We start from the raw sequence: 21,772 nt of genomic DNA, 5'->3' as shown, positions 1-21,772 counted from the left end.
GTAGCTGGGGGCCGGTCATTAGTGAAAAACCCTAGCGGTGACTAGCTAGAAATTCCAGGAGGCCAGAGCTTCACTCATATGCGCTGGGATATTAGCTCCGGTGCGGGGGAACATACGCAATTCCTCTACATACTGCTGTGCGGGCAGATGCTCGGGGTAGCGCACGAAAGCCTCTTCATCGGCGTAGTCAAAGGAGGCAACCACAGGAATGCCAGGAGTAAAGCGCAGATTGATAGCCAGCGGTGAACCGTAGCCTTCCTTGTAAGAATCAGCCTTGAGCTGCAAAATGCCCAGAACATCTTCGGGAATCAGGTCAAAGGTGCGGACCTGCTCCCAGAAACCGTTCCGACGCACGTGAGTCAGGGCATCGTAGTAGGAGCCCAGGGTGCGTACACGGATCAGAACTGTTGAAACATCCAGCGCGGTACCCTTGAGGCCGAACAGGGCATCATAAGCCGGGGCAAGTCGGGACACGACCTCGGCCTCAGTCAGAATCAGGTTGCCATCTGCCTTCTGCGTCTCAGAGGGCTTGGCCTGGCTCTGCTCAGAGTAAGAGGGAGCTACGTCCACGCTGGCGCCGGTCATAGGGGCATCCAGGGTGGCAGCGGCAACCTTGCTCGGGGCGGCGGGGATAACAGAAGCAGATGCCCTTGTTGAGGGTGCGGGCTCTTCGTCAGTACCGAATTCACTGTCGTCGATATGGCTGGGCAAATCCTCACTGGCGTAAGGGTCAGCTACAATGCTTTCACTGTCATCCTCAGTAACCAGTAGCGCCGGAACATCAGAAACAGGTTCAGGTGATGTGGCCTGGCCCAGAAGATATGAGGGAGCTTCTGCCTTCTCAGCCGGCTGCGAAGCCGCTTGAGAATCATCGACATTAACGGTGCCATCAAAGTGTCCGCCGGTTGCCGGGTACTGGCTTGCAGACTCGGAGTGAACAGCACCTCCTTCTTCAGCCTTGTTCTCAGCTTCGACAGGCTCATGGCTGGACTCAATAGTGGGCTCTTCTACACGGGGGGCCTCTTCAATCGCTTGGGGAGCGATGTGCGCTGAGCTATCTGCAACCTCGTCACTGAAGCCCAACTCGGGGTCAAGAGTCCCAGCTATAGAAAGGCTCTCTTCCCCAGGTTCTTGGGTTCCAGCCGGGTTTTCATCCTCGTCTGTGTGAGCAAACCGCTGGGCTACGTAGCTGGTCTCAGAAACAGAGTCAGCTTGCTCAGTAGCCAGCTCAGAAGATTCTTCGACGGTCTCAGACAGGCTGAGGCTATCAAGGGGCTGGCCAAGGGCGCTGGCGGTTGATACCTCATCGGAACGAGTAACAGAATCGACGGTCCCTACCTCTTCAGCATCGGCCTCAGCCAGATCAGCATCAAGCCCCGCACCGCTCTGAGCGGTTTCTTCTTCATCAGATGCTAGACGAGCAGAAACCCGGTGCAGTCGCTCTTCAACAGGCTCCGGATTCTCCGTAGTTTCAGGTGTATCTTCGGTCTGAGCAGCCGCAGCTACCACAGCAGGTGCCGCGATATGGCCCAAATTCAGAGAATAGTTAAGGTTGTGGGTCCGGCTGGCCTCAGTATTCATGAATGAAACCTGGACCGCAGTTTCGTTACCCACAGCGGGGTTGACCACAATCAGTGCCCTAGTCCATGCACCGCGTTCGCTTTTTTCCTCTTCGACGTAGAGGTCAGCTACCGGGCTGAACCACTCGCTACCGGGCTCAATGACGCCAGATTCAATTTCCTGGCCCCGCTGGTAGAGCGTGTAGCTCATCTCATTACCCGCCTGAGTCAGGCTCAGTGTTACCTGTCCATCAGCCTTGGAGCGCATCTTCTCGACCGTGGCTTTGAAGCCTTTACCTGCGTTTGCCTCCGCAGAGACTCCCGCCGCAACAGCGGTCTCAGCAGGTGGCAAGGAGGCGGAACCCGCTGATTCTTTACTGGTTTCTGCGTCACTTGCAAGGACATCACGAGGTGATGCTGGGCTAGGAGCTGGCTGGTTTTTCTTTCGGCTAAAAAGTCCCACGGTTGTTCTCTTTTCTCGCGGTTGGACAGTTACTGGAGGGAGGTAACCCTATGCGTTGATTCGGTCCAAAATGATGGTGGACGGCGTGTACTCGCCGCCAATAGTCCACGCACCCTCAAGTGACTCGAGGGCTCGGGCAAATCGTTCGGGGGTATCTGTCATGAGAGTCATCAGGGGCTGACCTGCTGTAACAGTATCACCGGGCTTGGCGTGAAGCATAATACCTGCGGCAAGCTGAACGTCGTCTTCTTTACGTGCACGGCCTGCACCCAAACGCCAGGAGGCTACACCAACGGCGAGAGCATCCAAGCGGGTTAGAGTCCCTGAGCTATCAGCTAGCACGGTATGAGTTTCACGGGCTGTGGGCAGAGGTGCATCGGGGTCTCCGCCCTGAGCAGCAATCATCTGACGCCACTTATCCATAGCACGGCCATCTGCCAGCGCTTCAGCGGGGTCTGCCTCGACACCGGAGTTTTTCAGCATGACCCGGGCTAGCTCAACGGTCAGCTCCACAAGGTCTGCAGGCCCCCCGCCCGCGAGCACCTCAACGGACTCAGCGACCTCGCAGGCGTTACCAACGGCCAGACCCAGCGGAGTGTCCATATTGGTCAGCAGGGCACTGGTTGTTACGCCTGCGTCCTGACCCAAATCGACCATAACCTCAGCCAGCTCGCGAGCCTGAGCCAGGTCTTTCATGAAAGCACCAGAGCCCACCTTGACATCGAGCACCAGTGAACCGGTGCCCTCAGCAATTTTCTTACTCATAATCGAGGACGCAATCAGCGGAATCGCCTCAACAGTGCTGGTGGTATCACGCAGGGCGTAGAGCTTCTTATCGGCAGGTGCCAGGCCTGAACCGGCAGCGGAGATAACCGCCCCAACACTCCCCAAAATCTCCAGGGTACGTTCCTTGCTGATATTGGCCTGCCAGCCAGGGATAGCTTCAAGCTTGTCCAGGGTGCCACCGGTATGGCCCAGACCCCGGCCTGACAGCTGGGGAACAGCGACCCCGTAGACAGCCACCAGAGGGGCCAGCGGCAGGGTGATTTTGTCCCCCACCCCACCGGTAGAGTGCTTATCGGCAGTAGCCAGCTTCTTGTCGGGACCAATGATTGAGGAAAAGTCCATGCGCTCACCAGAACGAATCATGGCATCGGTCCAGCGCACAATCTCGGGGCGGCTCATACCGTTGAGAAAAATAGCCATGGCAAGAGCACTCATCTGCTCATCGGCAACCACACCGCGAGTATAGGCATCAATGACCCAGTCAATTTGCTCGGGTGAGAGGACCCCTCCGTCTCGCTTGGTGCGGATGACATCTACGGCGTCAAAAGCTTCGGTGCTCACGCTGTCCTTTCTACGCGAGTGCTACCTTGCTCCCCGCGCTCTTCTTGCTTGCTACTAACTCTATGTTCAAGTATGCCAGTTCAAACCGGCGAGCGCCCGCTCCCGGGCAGGCAACCGCAGTGAAAGATTAGCCTCTTGCTGTCTCTAAGCGTTCGGGGCCAAAGGCATCGGGCAGCATCTGTTCAATCGTCATCAGCCCGCTCACAGACTGTAGGAGCATACCGGGTGCGCTGTGCTCAAAGAGAAGTTGGCGGCACCTGCCGCAGGGCATGAGCGCTTTTCCGTCCTGATCGACGCAGGCAAAAGCTACCAGCTGCCCTCCCCCCGTGCGGAAAAGTTCAGAGATCAAGGAACATTCGGCACAGAGAGTAATACCGTATGAGGCGTTCTCGATGTTGGCCCCGGTAATAACGCGGCCATCCTCGGTGAGGGCTGCGGCACCTACCGGGTAGTTGGAGTAGGGAGAGTAAGAGCAGGCCAGTGCATCGGTGGCGGCCTGGGTCAGCTCTTCCCAGTTAATCTCGGGCATCTTTGTTCCTTTGCTTAAGACAGGGGTGGCTACCGCACCAAGCGGTAGCCACCAGAGATTTATTCCTTGACGTAGGGAATGCCTACGGCTGCGGGGCCTCGTGAACGGCCCACCAGGCCTGCCACCGCGAAGATGGTCACCAGGTAGGGCAGCATGGCCAACAGTTCGGTGGGTACGCTGGTGCCCAGGATTGAGAGAACGAACTGCAGGTTCAGTGAGAAGCCAAAGAGCAGGGCGGCGCTCAGGGCACCAATCGGGGTCCAACGTCCGAAGATAAGCGCAGCAAGGGCGATGTAGCCCTGGCCGGCGGTCATGTCGGAGTTGAAGGATGAAACGGATACCAGGGTGAAGAAAGCTCCGCCCATACCGGCAACGGCACCAGCTAGCAGGACGTTGGTAGCGCGCAGGCGGTTAACATTCACACCCAAGGTATCAGCGGCCTTGGGGTGCTCGCCTACGGCGCGGGTGCGCAAGCCCCAGCGGGTCTTGTTCAGTGCGAACCAGATAGTTGCAACGACGATATACATGATGTAGACCAGGACGTTCTGGTTGAAAAGCACCGGACCGAGCACGGGGATCTCCGACAGGCCGGGGATAGCGAAAGCAGGGAGTTTGGGTGCTGAGTTCAGCACTGATGCGTTGGGCTCCAGAACTCGGGTGAAGAAGAAGCCGGTCAGACCTGATACCAGGACGTTGACCACAACACCCACGATGACCTGGTCCACCAGGTATTTGATGGCGAAGACTGCCAGCAGGGCAGAGACCAGCATGCCACCCACCATGGCAGCTACCAGACCAGCCCAGGGGCTCTTGGTCAGAGATCCGACGAGTACTGCACTAAAGGCACCCAGCAAAAGCTGGCCTTCGATAGCGATATTGACAACGCCAGAACGCTCACAGAGCAGGCCGCCCATTGAACCGAAGATCATGGGAACAGAGAGCAGAACAGCACCGTTGAGCAGGGAGACCAGTGACAGCGAGGGGCTAGCTGTTGAGCCAACTGCCCAGACCAGCAGGCCAGTTGCAAAGAGTAGCCAGAAGAGAGGGGCTACCCACTTACCCAGTGTCTTACCCGCCTTGGCGGTCACCAAAGAGTAAAGGGTCAGTGCCAGCATCAGGGCCGATGCAACCCACCCGTAGGTCTGGGGGTTGATCCGCAACGGCTCAGCGCTAAACCAGCTCACGCCGTCTGAGATACCCAGGCTAATAGTTGCTTGGGGGGCGCGAAGACCTATCAGAAGGGTTGCAACTAGGGCCAGGACGGCATAGATAACAGGGTTTTTCCAGTCTTTGACCACCAGAGTTTCAGTGTCGGAAGAAAGGCTGGTTGCCTTGGTTGCTTCTACACTCATGGTTATGCCTCCACAGCCTTCTTTTGAGCTGACTTTTTCTTGGTGGTTTTGCCGGTGGGGTCGGGCAGGTGGAAGATGGAGCGAACCAGCGGGGATGCTGCGATGAACAGAACGATCAGCGCCTGCAGAACCAGTACGATGTCGATAGAGGTACCAGTAGATACCTGCATAGAAACCCCGCCTGCACGGAAGGCACCGAAAAGCAGTGCCGCGAAGAAAGTGCCAACGGGCTTGGATCTACCCAGCAGAGCCACGGTGATAGCGTCAAAACCCAGTGAACCTGCAATACCTGTGGTAAGTACCTTTTCGCTACCTGCCACCTGGGCGGCACCGGCCAGACCGGCGAGGGCACCGGAGAGCGCCATGACGATGATGTAGCCTGAGGCCACCTTGATGCCTGCGGTGCGAGCAGCGTGCGGGTTAGCGCCAACGGCACGCAGCCGGAAACCAACGGTGGAGCGGTTCAGGAGCCACCAAACAAAAGCTACAGCCAGGATAGCTACGATAAAGCCCAGGTGCAGGCGGAAGGCTGGCCCAAGAAGCTGGGGGAAGACCGCCGTATCGGGCAGTTTCTCGGAGATGGGGTTGGAGCTACCCGCACGCTGAAAGAGCGGGGTCTTGAGCAGGTAGACCAGCAGGTTGGCGGCAATGTAGTTCATCATGATGGACAGGATGACCTCGTGGGCACCAGTCTTAGCTTTGAGGACACCGATGATACCGCCCCAGAGGGCACCACCGACGATACCGCCAACAATAATCAGGGGAACCATAGCAACTAGGGGCAGGCCAGCGTTCAGTGCAACCCAGCCTGAAACCAGGGCACCGAGGATAAGCTGGCCCTGGGCACCGATGTTAAAGAGACCGGCCCGGAAAGAGAGGGCGACAGCTAGGCCCGCAAAGATCAGCGGAGTGGCTACAGTCAGGGTTTCGGTGATGGGGCGAAGCTGCTGGTTAAAGGTGCGCCCGTTGGGGTTGAAAATCGCCCCCTGCAGCAGTGCCATGTAGGCGTCATAAGCTGCGCTCCAGCCTGCACTGAGGGTGTCAATGGGGCGGGCAAAGAAGTACTTTGAGGCGGCCTGGGTGGCGGGGTCCGTCGCGGCAATGAGCAGGCCACCCACGATAAAGGCGGCCAGGGCGGCACCGATTGACAGGCCGATGTTACCGCCGGCAATGCGGGCAAAGGTGGAAGGCTTGGGCTGGATGACGGTCTGACTTTCAGTTGCCGGCGCGGGGCTAGTAGCCGCACTCTTGGCAGTCTGAGCGGGGTCTACCTGCTCGGCTGCGGGCTTGTTGTCACTCACGCTTATTCTCCTTCTGCCCAGGGGGTTTGGGGGGTGGTTACGGCTGAAACTTCTTCATGTTCATCGGCGGCTCTCTGGGCCTCCTCGTAGGTTGCCCCGGCCATCATCTGGCCCAGTACCGAGCGGGGTGTCTCAGGCGGGACAATGCCCATGAGCTCCCCGTGGAAGAACACGGCGATACGGTCAGCAAGACCGTAGACCTCATCAAGTTCAGTCGATACGATAATGACCGGTAGGCCCTTATCTCGTTCCTGAACTATGCGCTTGTGAATGAATTCGATGGAACCAACATCCACGCCACGAGTGGGTTGGGAGGCCACAAAGAGTTCGAGGGGGCGGCTGAGTTCGCGGGCCACCACAATTTTCTGCTGGTTACCACCGGAAAGAGTGGACGCGGTATGTTCTTTGGAGCCCATGCGGATATCAAATTCGGCTCCGGCACGGTCCGCGTTCTCAGAAATCTTGGACCGGTTGAGGGTTCCCATGGACGAGAAATCTTTGCTGTCAAAGAGGTCAAGAATCAGGTTCTCAGAGATAGAGAAGGAGCCGATCAGGCCGTCCTTGCTGCGGTCTTCGGGAACAAAGCCAACACCCGACTGTAGGACCTGCTTGGTGGAAAGCCCCAGCAGTTCTTTACCGTTGAGCTTCATGGATCCGGTTGCCTTGGGGTGCAAACCGATAATGCTTTCTGCCAGTTCGGTCTGCCCGTTGCCCTGAACGCCGGCTACGGCCAGAATCTCGCCGCCGCGGACGCTGAAGCTAACGTCCTTGAGCAGAGGAACACCGTTACTGGCAATCAGGGTGAGGTTTTCAAGCTCGAAAGTCTTTTGGGTGAGCTGGGGGGCGCCCTTATCGACGGTGAGCTGAACGGCCTTACCGACCATCAGGGAGGCCAGCTCGGTAGTGGACATAGCGGGGCTGGCCTGGCCCACCACCTTACCGCGGCGAATGACGGTAATATCATCGGAGATCTCACGGACTTCACGCAGCTTGTGGGAGATAAAGAGCAGGGATTTGCCGTCTTTGCGCAGTTCGTCCATGATGCCCAGGAGCTGGTCGGTTTCTGCGGGGGTGAGCACAGCGGTAGGCTCATCGAGAATCAGGATTTCGGCCTCCCGAACCAGGGCCTTAATAATTTCAACGCGCTGCTGAACACCCACGGGCAGGTCTTCTACTACCGCGTCGGGGTCCACGGCGAAGCCGTAGCGGTCAGAGATTTGGCGGATTTTACGGCGGGTAGTTTCCAGATCCAGGGTTACCCCCTTAAGGCTCTCTGAACCCAGAGCCACATTTTCTGCCACGGTAAAGACCGGAACCAGCATAAAGTGCTGGTGAACCATACCGATACCGGCGGCCATAGCATCGGAGGGGCCGGAAAACTCGACCGGCTGATCATCAATATAGATTTGCCCCTCGGTGGGCTGATAAAGGCCGTAGATGACGTTCATCAGAGTGGATTTACCGGCACCGTTTTCGCCCAGCAGACAGTGGACTGTCCCCGGGGTGACCGTCAGGTCGATGCTATCGTTCGCGGTAAAATCACCAAATCTCTTGGTCACCTTGCGCAGTTCGAGTTTCATGGGGGGTGGCTTTCTGTGAGAGAACCTGGGCACATCACCGCGCGGGGCGGCAGAAAGGTTTGCTTCGTGCTTTAGTTTAGCGGGTTGGGGCTTACTTACTGGACACTGCCCCTTCACCGCACAAACGGCTCACCCCTCTAGCGGGTAGAGGGTGTGAGCCGTTGCGGGGGTTAGCAAGTGGCTAACGGGTGCTTATTATGCAGCAGTGGGTGAGCCTTCGGTCTCAACCTTGATGGTGCCGGAGATGATATCTTCCTTAATCTTCTCCAGCTCCGCCTTGGTCTCATCGGAGACCTTGCTGTCGAAGTTGTGGAAGGGAGCCAGGCCAACGCCGTCGTTCTCCAGGGTACCGATGTAGGCCTCGGAGGTGAACTTGCCGTCCATGTCAGCTTTGATGGTCTCGGTGATAGCTTCGTCCATCTTCTTCATGATGGAGGTCAGGATGATGTCCTGGAAGTCGGGGTTGGTTTCGTAGCCATCAGAGTCAACCCAGACAACGGAGGCGGGGGCATCGGCGTGAGCCGCGTTGTATTCCTTGACAGCTTCAAGGGTGCCTGCACCTACGGGGCCAGCAACGGGCAGAATGATATCGGCGCCCTGGTCCAGGAAGTTCTGGGTATTGGTCTTGCCCTTGGTGGCATCTTCGAAGTCACCGGTGAAGGTGCCGGACTGGTTCTCGGTGTTCCAACCGAGGACCTCAACCTTGGTGCCCTTCTGCTCGTTGTAGTATTTGACGCCCTGGGCGAAGCCGTCCATGAAGATGGTTACGGTGGGGAACTGGGCACCACCGTAGGTTGCGACCTTACCGGTCTTGGTCTGGGAAGCGGCCAGGTAGCCAGCCTGGAAAGCGGCCTGGGCGGTGTCAAAGACGATGGGGCGCACGTTATCGAGCTCGATGGAGTTATCGTCCACGATGGTGAAGTGCAGGTCGCTGTTGGCTTCTGCTGCTTCCTTGGTCGCGTCTGCCAGACCGTAACCCACGGTGACGGTTAGGTTGCAACCGGCCTGGACCATTTCGTTGAGGTTGGGAGCGTAGTCAGTCTCAGCGCTAGACTGGGCCTTCTTTTCCTGAATGCCGTATTGGGAGACGGCGTCGGTCAGACCCTTGTAGGAGTTCTGGTTGAAGGACTTGTCGTTGAAGCCACCGGAGTCAGAGACGATGCAGCCCAGGTAGTCTTTGTTGTCGCCGGAGGCCTTGGAGGACTCTTCGGGGGCTGAGCCGCAGCCTGCCAGAAGCAGGGCGGAGATGCCCAGGATAGAACCGGTTGATGCGAAGTGCTTGCGTGAGAGAGCCATGAAGGTCCTTTTCGTGCCACTCTGGGAGGTAGGTGCACCAGTGCACTACTACCCGCGTGTGATGTGTAATCCCAGAAGAAATTTTGCGTAACACAACACATCATAGTGTGATTTATCTTCCGGTTCATCTCTGATTCACCCAAAAAGGAGTGACCCCAGCAACAAGGCTCTGCTATTTAATCACACCGGGATTATTGGCCCTGATCACCCAGCACCCCTAGGTAAAGAGTGCCCATTTGTTCCAATGGTGCTCTGCTGACCTAAGAAGCGCCACCTCTTCCTCAAAAGTGGGCAGGCACCTCTTTAGGCAAGCCGTGAACGCTCTAGACTAATAGCCCTTAAAGCGGTGGCAGCCATTACTCGAACGCCATACTCGATAGCCCGCTCATCGGGGGCATAGTCTCCCCGGTGTAAATCGTAGGTTATTCCACCTGGCACACGAGTACCTAGGCGAATGAGGGCACCGGGGACTTCCTGCAGTATCCAGGCGAAGTCTTCACCCCCCATAGATTGTTCCACTAGCACCACAGAGTCCTCCCCCAGTTCAGCCCTGCTGGCTGCTTCGACCAGGGCGACTTCCTCTTCGGTGTTAACGGATGGGGGTACGCCGCGAAAATGCTCTAGTTCAATCTCGACCCGGTAGGGGGCCGCGACCTGCTCCACCACCTGATCGAGCATGGCTCCTGCCTGCTTCCAAACCTCAGCATCTAAACAGCGCATAGTTCCGGCCAGGAAAGCGGTGGAGGGGATTGCATTGGGGGCCACTCCGGCTTCGATCTGCCCCCAGGCCACCAGCACACCACTGCGCACATCGGTCTTACGTGAGAGCACTGCTGGGACGTTGATAGCTATCTGGGAGAGGGCGTAGATGATGTCTTCGGTCAGGTGGGGCCGAGAGGTGTGCCCACCGCGCCCTTTGAGGCTGATTTTGATGGTGTCGGAAGCGCTGGTTATAGCCCCAATACGGGTTCCGATTTTACCCACATCTACCTTGGGTTCACAGTGTAAGGCAAAAGCGCGCGGCACCCCTTCTAGGATGCCCTGGGCGATCACATCAACAGCCCCGCCAGGCAGTTGTTCTTCGGCAGGCTGGAAGATGATGCGGATGCGCCCGCCCAGGGGCCTGTGCTGGTCAAGCCGATGCAGGAGGATGGCAACGCCTAGCATGACGGTCTGGTGGATGTCGTGCCCGCAGGCGTGCATGATCCCGGGGTGTTTGGAGGCGTAGGGCAGTTCTGTTTGCTCTTGAATGGGTAGAGCATCAATGTCTGCGCGTAGGGCTGCCGCCAGCGGGCCCTGCCCTACATCCACATAGCAGCCGGTGCCCTTGAGGTGCCGGGGCGCTAAGCCTTCCTGGGTCAGGGCGCTAAAGATTCGCTCCGTGGTTTTTTTCTCTAGGTAGGAAAGCTCGGGGTGGCGGTGAACCTCCCGGCGGAAGGCTTTCAATTCAGGAATCAGGTTGTCTACCGAGTTTTTGAGCATATCTTCAGTCTGTGTCGAGCTCAGCCCTGGAAACCCTGAAACTACGTCTTGAGTCGTAGAAGATTTATCCATAAGCCTACCTTACTGGCAGTATGGGGTATAACAGAAGAATGTTTAGACAGCTCCTAGTCGAAGGGCTCTTTCGATAAGTTAAAAATAGCCCTAACTGACCAATAAATTAACAAAAACAGATTTATTGTCAGAAAAAAGGGTTTATCTATCCCCCCACTTAGTACATGGCAGCTGGAGGGCCAGACTCGGCCAGTAGGCAGTAGATGTGATTAAACTAATCTATATCTCCAAATTGTCTAGCCCGTAGGGCAAACATCCGCATATACAGTTAAAAATGTAGCTATAGCTGATTTTTAAAATTTAGCGCACTGGTTGGTTAATGACGATTGACCTCCCCTTATAGTAGAATAGAGTGAGCATCGGTAGAAGAGCTTAAATTAGGTTCACCCTGGTTTGCCCTCTAGGTAACGCTTAGGGATTATAGCTTAACTGGGCATACCCCCTAGAAGCTCACCTACTCTTGAACTTGAACATCATTGATCGAAAGAAATCACGCACCATGACCCCTCAAATTTCACGCCGTAACATCGCCAAGGGCGCCGCCTGGGCCGCCCCGGCTGTTATCGCCACCTCAGCAATTCCAGCCTACGCAGCATCCTCATCCGATCGCACCCCCGATGATCCGCCGCTGGGCACTATCTGCTCCCTCTTCTTCGGTAGTGGTACCGTCAATTCCCAGACCAGTAAGGTCAAACTTGCCGTCCAGGCACCTAATGATATGCTTCATGCAGGCGACACCGTCACCTGGGTCGTCAACATGAGCAGCGGCCAGGTACCGGGCCTCAACTACTCCCAAAACGGTGCCTGGACCCTGACCACAGATATCCCCAAGGGCCAGTCAGCTACCCAGTTTGTAGTTACCCTAACCGCCAACCAGGACGTTCCCGTCCAAGATGTTAACTGCGTGGCAGCTATGATTTGGGACGGGTCAGGCTCGGCAGAGTCCTCTAATATCAGCCCCAAGAGCACCCTGTCGGTGACCTCCAGCGGCAACAATACTAGCTACTCCTCAGGCACTATTACCATTCCAAAGCGCTACCCCACTTCTGTCAACAAAAGCGGTCGTGAGCCCCTGCGTATTGACGGCACCTGCTACCCCACCGTCCAGTGGTCCTACCTGGGAAACACTACCCGCTACGATCTAGACGATCTCCTGGTCTTCAACGGTGGTAGCCCCATCGCTCCCGATAGCCACGCAGATAATAACCAGAAGGTAACCACCGGCACCTGCTAAGTAGGCGCCGACAGGTCTAACCCTTCAGGGCGAGCTACTCCTTTTGACAGGAGCAGCTCGCCCTTTAGTGTGCTCTCAGCCTGCTCTGCTCAAAACTTCAGACCAGGTACAGGGGTCTAACTGTCAGCCTTTCTAAAGCTAGAGCCGGTGCATGCCAGACAGACTAAGAGCTTACCCCCCTCCCCTAGGCCAAGCGCACACAGACCAAAAAGTCCTCCCGGCCTACCCCCTGATTGGGGTAGGCCGGGAGGACTAAGCGCGCTGGCAAGGGCAAGCAGCTAGCCGGCGGTGACTCAGGGCTACTAGAGCACAGCCAGCTGAGAGTAGCTAAAGAACCCTAGCCACCACAGCCTGCTTGACCTCGGCAATAGCCTTAGTGATTTCAATGCCACGGGGGCAGGCCTCAGTACAGTTAAAGGTGGTGCGGCAACGCCAGACACCCTCCTTATCATTGAGGATCTCCAGGCGCATATCCCCGGCATCATCACGCGAATCAAAAATGAAACGGTGGGCGTTCACAATAGCTGCCGGGCCAAAGTACTGCCCATCAGTCCAAAAGACAGGGCAGGAGCTTGTGCAGGCCGCACAGAGGATGCACTTGGTGGTGTCATCAAACCGGGCCCGGTCCTCCTGGGACTGCAGGCGCTCACGCTCAGGCTCATGGGTGTCATTAACCAAGAAGGGCATGATCTCCCGGTAGGCCTGGAAGAAGGGCTCCATATCAACAATCAGGTCCTTCTCGCAGGGCAGACCCTTAATTGGCTCAACGGTGATCGGCTTGGACAGGTCAAGATCCTTGAGCAGGGTCTTACAGGCCAGGCGGTTACGGCCGTTAATACGCATGGCATCAGAGCCACAAATACCGTGAGCGCACGAGCGACGGAAAGAGAGTGAGCCGTCAATCTCCCACTTAATCTTGTGCAAGGCATCGAGCACCCTGTCGGTGCCAAACATGGTCAGCTTAAACTCATCCCAGTGGGCCTCTGCCGACAGTTCAGGGTCGTAACGGCGGACCTGGACGGTCACATCAAAAGTAGGGATAGCGCCAGCTTCACCGGCCTCAGCCTTAAGAACGACCTTGGATTCTGGTTCGCGTGCTTCAAAATCAGCCATTTTAGTACTTACGCTCCATCGGTTCGTAGCGGGTGAAGGTCACGGGCTTGGTATCAAAGCGTAGACCCTTAATGCCTTCCATCTCTGCCTGCTCATCCAGGTAGACCATGGAGTGCTTCATGAAGTTGGCATCGTCGCGGTCAGGGTAGTCCTCACGGAAGTGACCACCACGAGACTCTTTGCGGTGCAGAGCAGCTACCGACATGACCTTAGCCAACTGGAGCAGGAAGCCCAGCTCAACGGCTTCAAGCAGGTCCAGGTTAAAGCGCTTGCCCTTATCCTGAATCTGAATGTTCTGGTAGCGCTCTTCCAGCTCAACAATCTTGTTGACCGCATTGTGAATGGTCTCTGCGGTACGGAAAACCTGCATGTCTGCATCCATGACATCCTGCAGTTCCTTACGCAGCTGGCCGACCTTTTCGGTGCCCTCGCCCTTGCGAATCTGGTTCAGCAAGACCAGGGTTTCATCGGCTGCATCATCGGGGACGGGCAGGAAGTCCGCAGAAGCGGCGTACTCGGCAGCATACATGCCAGCACGCTTACCAAAGACGTTAATATCGAGCAGGGAATTAGTACCCAGGCGGTTAGATCCGTGCACCGATACACAGGCAACCTCACCGGCGGCGTAGAGGCCGGGGATGATGTCCTCAGAATTGGAGTGGACCTCAGCCTTAATGTTGGTGGGGATACCGCCCATAGCGTAGTGGGCTGTGGGGAAGACCGGCACCGGCTCGGTGTAAGGCTCAACGCCCAGATAGGTACGAGCGAACTCGGTAATATCGGGTAGCTTCTCGTCAATATGGGCGGGCTCCAGGTGGGTCAGATCCAGCAGGACGTAATCCTTATTGGGGCCACAGCCTCGGCCTTCGCGCACTTCGTTTGCCATCGAGCGGGCCACAATATCGCGGGGCGCCAGGTCCTTAATGGTGGGTGCGTAGCGCTCCATGAAACGCTCACCCTCAGAGTTACGCAGAATACCGCCCTCACCACGGGCAGCCTCAGAAACCAGGATGCCCAGGCCGGCAAGACCCGTGGGGTGGAACTGCACGAATTCCATATCCTCCAGGGGAATACCGTTGCGTAGGGCAATGGCCATACCGTCACCGGTCAGGGTGTGGGCATTGGAGGTGGTCTTGAAGATCTTGCCGCAACCGCCAGAAGCGAAGACAACTGACTTAGCCTGGAAGACGTGCACATCACCGGTTGCCAGGTCGTAGGAGACAACACCGGCGGGGCGGCGGACGCCCTTTTCGTCCTCCACCATGACCAAATCGAGCACGTAGTACTCGTTGTAGAACTCCACGTTGTGCTTAACGCAGTTCTGGTAGAGGGTCTGGAGAATCATGTGGCCGGTGCGGTCCGCAGCGTAGCAGGCGCGGCGCACAGGAGCCTTACCGTGGTCGCGGGTGTGACCACCAAAGCGACGCTGATCAATACGGCCCTCGGGGGTGCGGTTGAAGGGCAGGCCCATCTTTTCCAGATCCAGCACAGCGTCAATGGCTTCCTTAGCCATGACCTCTGCCGAGTCCTGATCTACCAGGTAGTCCCCACCCTTGATGGTGTCAAAGGTATGCCACTCCCAGTTGTCCTCTTCGACATTGGCAAGAGCTGCACACATACCGCCCTGGGCGGCACCTGTATGGGAGCGAGTGGGGTAAAGCTTGGTCAGAACAGCAGTGCGAACACGCTGGCCTGCTTCGATGGCGGCTCGCATACCTGCGCCACCTGCACCGATGATAACGACGTCGTACTTATGTACCTGCATTGTGGGAATGCTTCTTTCTAAAATCTAGAGCGCTGTAACTTTAGGGAGCAGTGCAGAAGGAGGGCAGAAGCTCTGCGCTAGCACCGGCGGGGCAGGGATCGAAGGTGAAAATCACCAGGGTTCCGAGCAGAATCACGAAAGCGGTTGCCAAGAAGAGCGCAATCTTGAGGACGGAACGAACACCGTCCTTCTCTGCGTAATCGTCGATGATGACGCGGATACCGTTGGCACCGTGGATCATAGCCAGCCAGAGCAAAAGCAGATCCCAGACCTGCCAGAAGGGGTTAGCCAGCTTGCCGCCCACAAAACCAAAGTCAATGCGGTGGACGCCTTCGCCCATCATCAGGTTGACGAAGAGGTGGCCAAAAATCAGGACAACCAGCAGAACGCCTGAGACTCGCATGTAGAGCCAGGCGAACATCTCAAAGTTGTTGCGCTTGGAGGAAGAGCGGTTGTATTTAACTCCCGAGACGGTGTTATCGCGGCTACGAGGAACTGAAATCTTAGTTTTGAGAGGTGTTGCCATGTCTTAGTGACCCCCAAAGGCGAGCATGAGGTGACGGATAAGGAAGGGAACCATAACTATGGCCCATAGAATCAGAACACCCCAGAGCATGGCCTTCTGGTTCTTGGCACCGTTCTTCCAGAAGTCAACCAGAATAATACGGATACCGTTGAAGGCATGGTAGACGATAGCCGCAACCAAAGCGGCTTCACCCATGGCCATCAGAGGATTCTTGTAGATATGCATGATGGAGTTATAGGCCTCCGGTGAGATGCGTACAACTGCCGTGTCAAGCACATGAACCAGCAAGAAGAAAAAGATAGCGATACCGGTGATGCGGTGGGCAACCCACGACCACATACCTTCGCGGCCGCGATACAGCGTGCCCTTGGATGTATTCGGCACTGAATAACCTCCTGTGTGATGCGGGCCAAGCGCCAGTTTTGTACCACATGGCGCCCGCACACCAACCTAGTGTGTGTTCTACTCAACAGCAAGATTAGCAGGTTTTGAGGCAACTTACTTACAGGGTGTCACCAGTATCGGGCAAGAGAATCCCAAAAAATAGCGAACATTTTAATGCCCTTAACCCCTATAATCCCAGTATTTCGCGGAATTATAAGGTCGGAATCCCTCAGAAAGTGACTGCCGTCGTAGAAAGAACCCCAAAAATTTCAACACGATGACTTTAAAATATCGGTACACTATAGGGATAATGAGAACTCCACTTGAACGGTTCTACCCCCTCATTCCGGCCGGCGGCGTAGGGTCCCGCCTATGGCCTCTTTCTCGCGCTGTAGAACCTAAATTCCTTCTTGACCTGACAGGAACAGGCTCATCCCTGCTCCGCTCCACCTACGATCGACTGGTTGACCTAGCCCCCAAGGGCATTATGGTCGTTACCGGGCAGGCCCACGCCAAGGCCGTCACCCAGCAGCTCAGCGAGCTCCGCGGATCCGATTTGGTTCTTGAACCATCACCGCGTGACTCAGCGGCTGCAATCGGTCTTGCCTGCGCTATCCTGCACGAACGCGACCCTGAGGCCATCATCGGATCCTTCGCTGCCGACCATATTATCGACCCCGTAGAAGACTTCCAGGATGTCGTGCGCGAAGCCGTACACGCCGCAGCCTCGGGCAAGATCGTCACCATCGGCATTGAGCCAACGGAACCTTCCACGGCTTTCGGTTACATCAAGGCCACTCAAAACCTGGGTCTGGACCATGCCCCCAGCGCCCTAGCAGTTGAGCAGTTTGTTGAGAAGCCTGATGAGGCGACCGCAAGCTCCTATGTAACTTCCGGCGACTACACCTGGAACGCAGGTATGTTCGTGGCACCTGCGGCTCTCATGCTCAAGCACCTTGAAGCTAAGGAACCCGAGCTCTACGCAGGCATCATGGAAATCGCCCGCGCCTGGGACACCTCAGAGCGCGACATCTGCATGAACCGCCTCTGGGAGAACCTACCCAAGACCGCCATCGACTACGCTGTAGCCGAGCCGGCCGCTGCCGCCGGCGATGTCGCTATGGTACCGGGCCGCTTCAGCTGGGACGACGTCGGTGACTTTGACGCCGTTGCCCGCCTCAACATTGAAAAGAGCGGTGATGACCTCTTTGTTCTCGGCAACAAGGACAACGTCATTAGCGAGGACAGCACCGGAATTATCGTCAACAACACCAACCGTAAGATTTCCGTCATTGGCATTGAAGATATCGTCATTGTCGATACCGCAGACGCTCTACTGGTAACCGTCCGCGACGATGCCCAGAGCGTGAAGAACACCGTAGCTACACTCAAGGAGCAGGGGCTGAACAATCTGCTCTAGGCGCTAACTTCTTACATAGCTCATGGCCCGCACTCTAAGGGTGCGGGCCTTACTTTCACTCAGCATATGCAAACGATTCTCATTTAAGTTAGCATGGGGGCATGCTTACACCACGACGAGTCTTCATCCCCACCATGACCTGCCTAACCGCCCTCATCATTAGCGGATGTGGTGCAACCCCCACCCCCGCACCCTCAGCCACCACAGAGACCGGTAGCACAAGCACCCAAAACACCACCATCTCCGAAGCCTCCTCCCCCAGCTCCCGCCTGGCCCTGACCTACGACGGCGGCATCATGATCCTGGACGGCAAAACCTTTGAAGTTCTCACTACCATAGACAAAGAAGGATTCCTGCGCCTTCAACCCGCAGGCGACAACCGCCACCTAGTCGTCGCGGACGGCTCCAACTACACCATGCTCGACCTAGGAGCCTGGACCCAAGAACACGGCGACCACAACCACTACTACACCACCACCCCCTCCCTCACCCAGCTGACCTTCCCCGCCGACAAAACCGGGCACGTCATCAGCAGCCACGGCAAAGCCGCCATGTTCGCAGACGGCACCGGCACCTTCCAGGTCTACAACCCCGCCCAGCTCACCGACGAATCCCAAAACACAGCCAGCTCACTCGAACTACAAACCGTCACCCTGCCCGCAGCCCACCACGGCTTCGCCATTCCCCTAGACGACGACCGCTACCTAGTCTCCCGAGGAACAGAAGAAAGCCGCACAGGTGCCGCAGTTATCGATGCCCAAGGAAACGTACTCTCAGAAAACAAGGACTGCCCCGGCATCCACGGCGAAGCCCAGGCCGCCAACGACACCTACACCCTCGGCTGCCAAGACGGCGCACTCATCTACACCAAGGGCACCTTCACCAAAGTCACCAACCCCCAAGACCCCTACTCGCGCTCAGGCAACCAGGCAGGCGACCCCGACTCCCCCATCGTCCTCGCCGACTACAAAACCGACCAGGCCGCCGAGCTCGAACGCCCCGAACAGTTCGCCCTGATCAACACCATCACCAAGGAACGCACTAAAATCGCCCTGCCCGAAGGCGTCTCCTACACCTTCCGTTCGCTGGCCCGCGGCCCCGAAGGCTCCCACCTGTTACTGACGACCGACGGCAAGCTCCGCTTCTGGGCTGAGGACGGCACCGAGCTGGGTTCCGTCGACATCATGGACTCCTGGACCGAGTCAGAAATCTGGCAGGATCCCCGCCCCGCCATCTGGGTTGACGGCGAAACCGCCTACGTCACCGACCCCGCCACCAAGAAGCTACACGTTGTATCTCTAGCGAAGATTGCGGACGGTACCGCAGAGGTCTTCGCCAGCATCGATCTGCCCGAGGTACCTAACGAAATCAACGGTATCTCCCGCGCCGCAGAGCTGGTCACCACCACCGAAGTGGACTCTGACCACTAGCGTTTTATCGATAAAGCTTATTCATAAGCGGTTCCGCAGGCTCACGCTCGCTGCCGACCCTCTCGCTGGTTCGCTGACGCTCACAAGCGATTCACGCCAGCCCCGAGCCAGCAGCTTCGCTGTGAGCCTGCTCCACCGATCTTTATGAATAAGCTTCTATTGTTTAAAGGCGCACTGTTCCCAGCTGTTGCCAGCTGCCTGCACTGAATCGGTAAACCGTCAGCCGGTTCACGGTGAAACGGGCAAGCGCGGGTGGCAGGGTCGCAAAATCGCGTAAGGACGCCCCAAGGGAGTAAACAAACCGAAGACGCTCACAGAGGAAGAGAAGCTACGCCGTAGGATTGAGCAACTAGAAGCAGAAAACACCTGCCTAAAAAAAATTGCGGGACTTGAGGAACCAACAGCGAGGCTAAAGGCCAAAATCATCGCCGTCCTCAAGTCAGAACACCACCTGAGTAATTTACTTCAAGCAGCAGGTTTGGCCTGATCAACATACTTCTACCACCAGTTACGGCTAAATCATCCTGATGTACATACTCAGCTGAAGAAAGCCATTATAGCTATCTTTAAGAAAACGAAACGGCGGTATAGTTACCGCCGTGTCCTTGCCGAACTATGCCACCTAGGGTGGAAAGTCAATCACAAGCTCGTCTACAATCTCATGGACCAGATAGGGCTGAAGTATAAGGTCAGGGCAGGTAAAAAGTACAGCTCTTATCAGGGGCAGGTTAGTTGTATCGCTGAAAATCTTTTGAACCGTAACTTCACTCCCAAGGAGCCTAATGCTGTGTGGGTCAGTGATGCCACTGAGTTTTTAAGTCTGCGGTACCAAGGTTTATTGGCACCCCTTATGGATTTGTATGATTGTAGTATTCTGGCGCACGAGTTATCGACTTCGCCGTCGACAAAGTTTACATCTGCTTCGTTGAAGGAGGCTTTGATGTGGCATGAACCTGGTATGGGGTTGGTGGTTCGTACTGATCGGGTTTCCAGTATCAGCATTCTAGCTGGCGGAAACTGATTAAGTCGGTCGGTGGTGTTCAGTCCATGTCACGCAAGGGTAATTGCTATGACAATGCTGTGATGGAGAACTTTTTGGGCATTTGAAGGCTGAGATGTATTACGGGGGGCGTTTTGCGAGTGTTGATGAGTATGTTTTTTGGGTGTAACAATAATCGTTTTCAGGAGCGGCTGAAGGGCCTGGACTCCGGTGAGGTATCGGAGTAAGCCTTTGGGGTCCTGGTTGTCTAGAATTTAACTCAGCCCAATTTTCGGAGGCTAGTTCAGAAGACAAAATCTCTAGACCTTGAACTTAAGTACAACAATAGGTAATCCACTTCTGAACTTTTGTATATACCCTTACGTGAGCCTAATACTCCACAATAGATAGCAGGACAACAGTCTAACTCAACTCACAACGCTAAGGACTCCGAGCCGTGAAGAACATCAGCAAAGCACTGGCAATTATCTTCATCGCCGTTGCTCTCACCCTCAGTTTTTCACCTGCGCGGGCTGCTTCTTTGCCGCAGGATATTGATATTAAAGCTTCCCCCGCCTCAGCATCTAGCATGTCTCCTACTTTCTTTCGTTGGCTTTGCAAGTCAGGAATATGTGACTAACACTCATACGTTCCGAGGTAGCACTGCCCGAGGGTTGGTAGCATAAACCTATGACGACAAGCCCCCATAGTGCTTCCAGCAAGAAGTGGTTTCCCCTTGGCCCCTACCTGAGGGGGCTGCTTATCTGCCTGGTATTTATTTTTATTGCGGTCGATTTATCTTCGGGGGTCTACGAAAATACACATACCCAGAATCGTGTATGGGCTGTTGCAATTGCCTATCTGCCCGTTTTTATGATGGGATTCGGGCTCATGCCCGGAATTTATGGCTGGTATTTTTCTCTTGCCAACATCACGGTGCTTTATAACGATTCCAGTTTCGTCTGGGCTGGGTTCTCATCGGCGTCAATTCTGGTGCCTGTGTATTGCGCTTACCTGGCTACAAAACGTCAGGTCGTGGCATTCGGTATTGTCCTGTGTGTTTTTGTTGTGTATCCGGGTTGGGTTTCAATTACATCGGTTACTCAGTTCATAACAACGTCATTAGCAGTTTTTTCATACATCACAGGGCTAGTACTCAGAAGGTTCCGGCTTCAGCGGGAAAAAGACCAGCAAAAGATTATCTCTATTCAGGAAGCCCAGCTCCAGGCACGGAATGAGGAACGCACCCGCCTTGCCTACGAGTTACACGATATCGTTGCCCATGAAGTCACCATCATCGCTATGCAGGCTCGGCGTGCACAGTTTACAGAGGATCCAAAGAGCACAGCCGCTATTCTGACTGGGATTGGGGACTCTGCGAGCCAGGCGCTCGAGGATCTTCGCAAGCTGGTGACTGTCCTTAAAGCCGAGAAAAATGACTCACTGAACGGCGAGCTACCCAGCGCTCCCCAGTCGGAAGAGAATTTGCTGCTGGGCGACATCTCTCTTTCAGGGGAAACCACATCGTCTCTAGCCCTGACTCACGATTTACATAAAATATCTGATGCCCTAGAAAATGCAGGCTTTACGGTTACGCTGACCGTTGATGGGGATGTAAGCCTTATTCCTTTGGCATCTCGCCAGGCGCTAAGACGTACAGCTCGCGAGATAGGGACCAACATTCTCAAGCATGGCTCCCCTGAGGGACCTGTAAAAATAGACCTCACAGTGGATCAGCGTAACGTCACGCTATCCTCAGAGAACGTCATCTCTCATAACAAACCCGTTTCTTCATCTTTGACCGGGTTAGAATCAATGAAGGCTAGGTTTCATGATTTGGGTGGAACATCGTCTTATCAAAATGACCACGGTGTGTGGAAGATTCAGGTGAGCCTTCCCCTGCCTGAAACAGTGACCAAAGCTTTTTAAGCTGCCGCTCT

Annotated in this window: 17 protein-coding genes and 1 pseudogene; 6 read left to right on the top strand and 12 right to left on the bottom strand. The window is 55.9% G+C overall.

All coding sequences use genetic code 11. The features are described from left to right. Positions 1-45 precede the first annotated feature (45 nt). From ACN080_RS00450 to ACN080_RS00415, 8 genes are all read right to left on the bottom strand, one after another. A complete protein-coding gene (locus tag ACN080_RS00450) occupies positions 46-2,022 on the bottom strand; it encodes a hypothetical protein (RefSeq protein ID WP_419112761.1) in 1,977 nt (658 codons plus the stop codon). A 48-nt stretch (positions 2,023-2,070) separates the two neighbouring features. Next, complete coding sequence (locus ACN080_RS00445; protein WP_419111257.1) at positions 2,071-3,369, bottom strand: thymidine phosphorylase; 1,299 nt, start codon at positions 3,367-3,369, stop codon at positions 2,071-2,073. Positions 3,370-3,496: 127 nt separating this feature from the next. Continuing rightward, the gene (locus ACN080_RS00440; RefSeq protein ID WP_419099924.1) at positions 3,497-3,898 is read right to left on the bottom strand and encodes a cytidine deaminase; all 402 of its coding nucleotides are present in this window, start codon (positions 3,896-3,898) and stop codon (positions 3,497-3,499) included. 59 nt (positions 3,899-3,957) lie between these two features. Next, positions 3,958-5,250 (bottom strand): ABC transporter permease, encoded by a 1,293-nt coding sequence (locus ACN080_RS00435; protein WP_419112760.1) that lies wholly within the window; start codon positions 5,248-5,250, stop codon positions 3,958-3,960. 2 nt (positions 5,251-5,252) lie between these two features. Then, complete coding sequence (locus ACN080_RS00430; RefSeq protein WP_419112759.1) at positions 5,253-6,551, bottom strand: ABC transporter permease; 1,299 nt, start codon at positions 6,549-6,551, stop codon at positions 5,253-5,255. Positions 6,552-6,553: 2 nt separating this feature from the next. Next, complete coding sequence (locus tag ACN080_RS00425; RefSeq protein WP_419104393.1) at positions 6,554-8,131, bottom strand: ABC transporter ATP-binding protein; 1,578 nt, start codon at positions 8,129-8,131, stop codon at positions 6,554-6,556. A 195-nt stretch (positions 8,132-8,326) separates the two neighbouring features. Then, complete coding sequence (locus ACN080_RS00420) at positions 8,327-9,427, bottom strand: BMP family lipoprotein (protein WP_419111253.1); 1,101 nt, start codon at positions 9,425-9,427, stop codon at positions 8,327-8,329. Between the two features lie 303 nt (positions 9,428-9,730). Further along, complete coding sequence (locus tag ACN080_RS00415; RefSeq protein WP_419112566.1) at positions 9,731-10,909, bottom strand: amidohydrolase; 1,179 nt, start codon at positions 10,907-10,909, stop codon at positions 9,731-9,733. A 571-nt stretch (positions 10,910-11,480) separates the two neighbouring features. Between ACN080_RS00415 and ACN080_RS00410 the strand changes: the two genes are divergently transcribed. After that, positions 11,481-12,215, top strand: a complete 735-nt coding sequence (locus ACN080_RS00410; RefSeq protein WP_419112758.1) for a hypothetical protein — start codon at positions 11,481-11,483, stop codon at positions 12,213-12,215. A 327-nt stretch (positions 12,216-12,542) separates the two neighbouring features. Here the strand turns inward: ACN080_RS00410 and ACN080_RS00405 are convergent, their stop codons facing one another. From ACN080_RS00405 to sdhC, 4 genes are read right to left on the bottom strand one after another with little or no spacing between them, the layout of a single operon-like run. Further along, positions 12,543-13,328: a succinate dehydrogenase iron-sulfur subunit gene (locus ACN080_RS00405; protein WP_419099931.1), complete on the bottom strand. Its 786-nt coding sequence runs from the start codon at positions 13,326-13,328 to the stop codon at positions 12,543-12,545. 1 nt (position 13,329) lies between these two features. Next, on the bottom strand, positions 13,330-15,093 hold the full coding sequence (gene sdhA / locus ACN080_RS00400) for a succinate dehydrogenase flavoprotein subunit (RefSeq protein WP_419112757.1): 1,764 nt from the start codon (positions 15,091-15,093) through the stop codon (positions 13,330-13,332). Positions 15,094-15,133: 40 nt separating this feature from the next. Next, positions 15,134-15,619, bottom strand: coding sequence for a succinate dehydrogenase hydrophobic membrane anchor subunit (locus ACN080_RS00395; protein WP_419112756.1), 486 nt, complete (start codon positions 15,617-15,619; stop codon positions 15,134-15,136). 3 nt (positions 15,620-15,622) lie between these two features. Further along, complete coding sequence (sdhC, locus tag ACN080_RS00390; RefSeq protein ID WP_419104390.1) at positions 15,623-16,003, bottom strand: succinate dehydrogenase, cytochrome b556 subunit; 381 nt, start codon at positions 16,001-16,003, stop codon at positions 15,623-15,625. A 310-nt stretch (positions 16,004-16,313) separates the two neighbouring features. Between sdhC and ACN080_RS00385 the strand changes: the two genes are divergently transcribed. From ACN080_RS00385 to ACN080_RS00365, 5 genes and pseudogenes are all read left to right on the top strand, one after another. After that, the gene (locus ACN080_RS00385; RefSeq protein ID WP_419112755.1) at positions 16,314-17,423 is read left to right on the top strand and encodes a mannose-1-phosphate guanylyltransferase; all 1,110 of its coding nucleotides are present in this window, start codon (positions 16,314-16,316) and stop codon (positions 17,421-17,423) included. A 101-nt stretch (positions 17,424-17,524) separates the two neighbouring features. Further along, positions 17,525-18,853 carry a hypothetical protein gene (locus ACN080_RS00380; RefSeq protein ID WP_419112754.1) on the top strand — a complete coding sequence of 443 codons (1,329 nt, stop codon included), beginning with the start codon at positions 17,525-17,527 and terminating at the stop codon, positions 18,851-18,853. A 277-nt stretch (positions 18,854-19,130) separates the two neighbouring features. Next, a pseudogene (locus tag ACN080_RS00375) lies at positions 19,131-20,111 on the top strand (IS3 family transposase); the annotation flags it as partial. A 178-nt stretch (positions 20,112-20,289) separates the two neighbouring features. Then, a complete protein-coding gene (locus tag ACN080_RS00370; RefSeq protein ID WP_419104387.1) occupies positions 20,290-20,472 on the top strand; it encodes a hypothetical protein in 183 nt (60 codons plus the stop codon). A 50-nt stretch (positions 20,473-20,522) separates the two neighbouring features. Further along, positions 20,523-21,761, top strand: coding sequence for a sensor histidine kinase (locus ACN080_RS00365; RefSeq protein ID WP_419112753.1), 1,239 nt, complete (start codon positions 20,523-20,525; stop codon positions 21,759-21,761). The last annotated feature ends 11 nt before the right edge of the window (positions 21,762-21,772 follow it).

It is taken from the genome of Rothia sp. CCM 9416 (assembly GCF_048513535.1).
GTDB lineage: Bacteria > Actinomycetota > Actinomycetes > Actinomycetales > Micrococcaceae > Rothia.
Note: the sequence above shows the minus strand (reverse complement) of the source record. Positions and strands in the feature narration are given on the sequence as shown.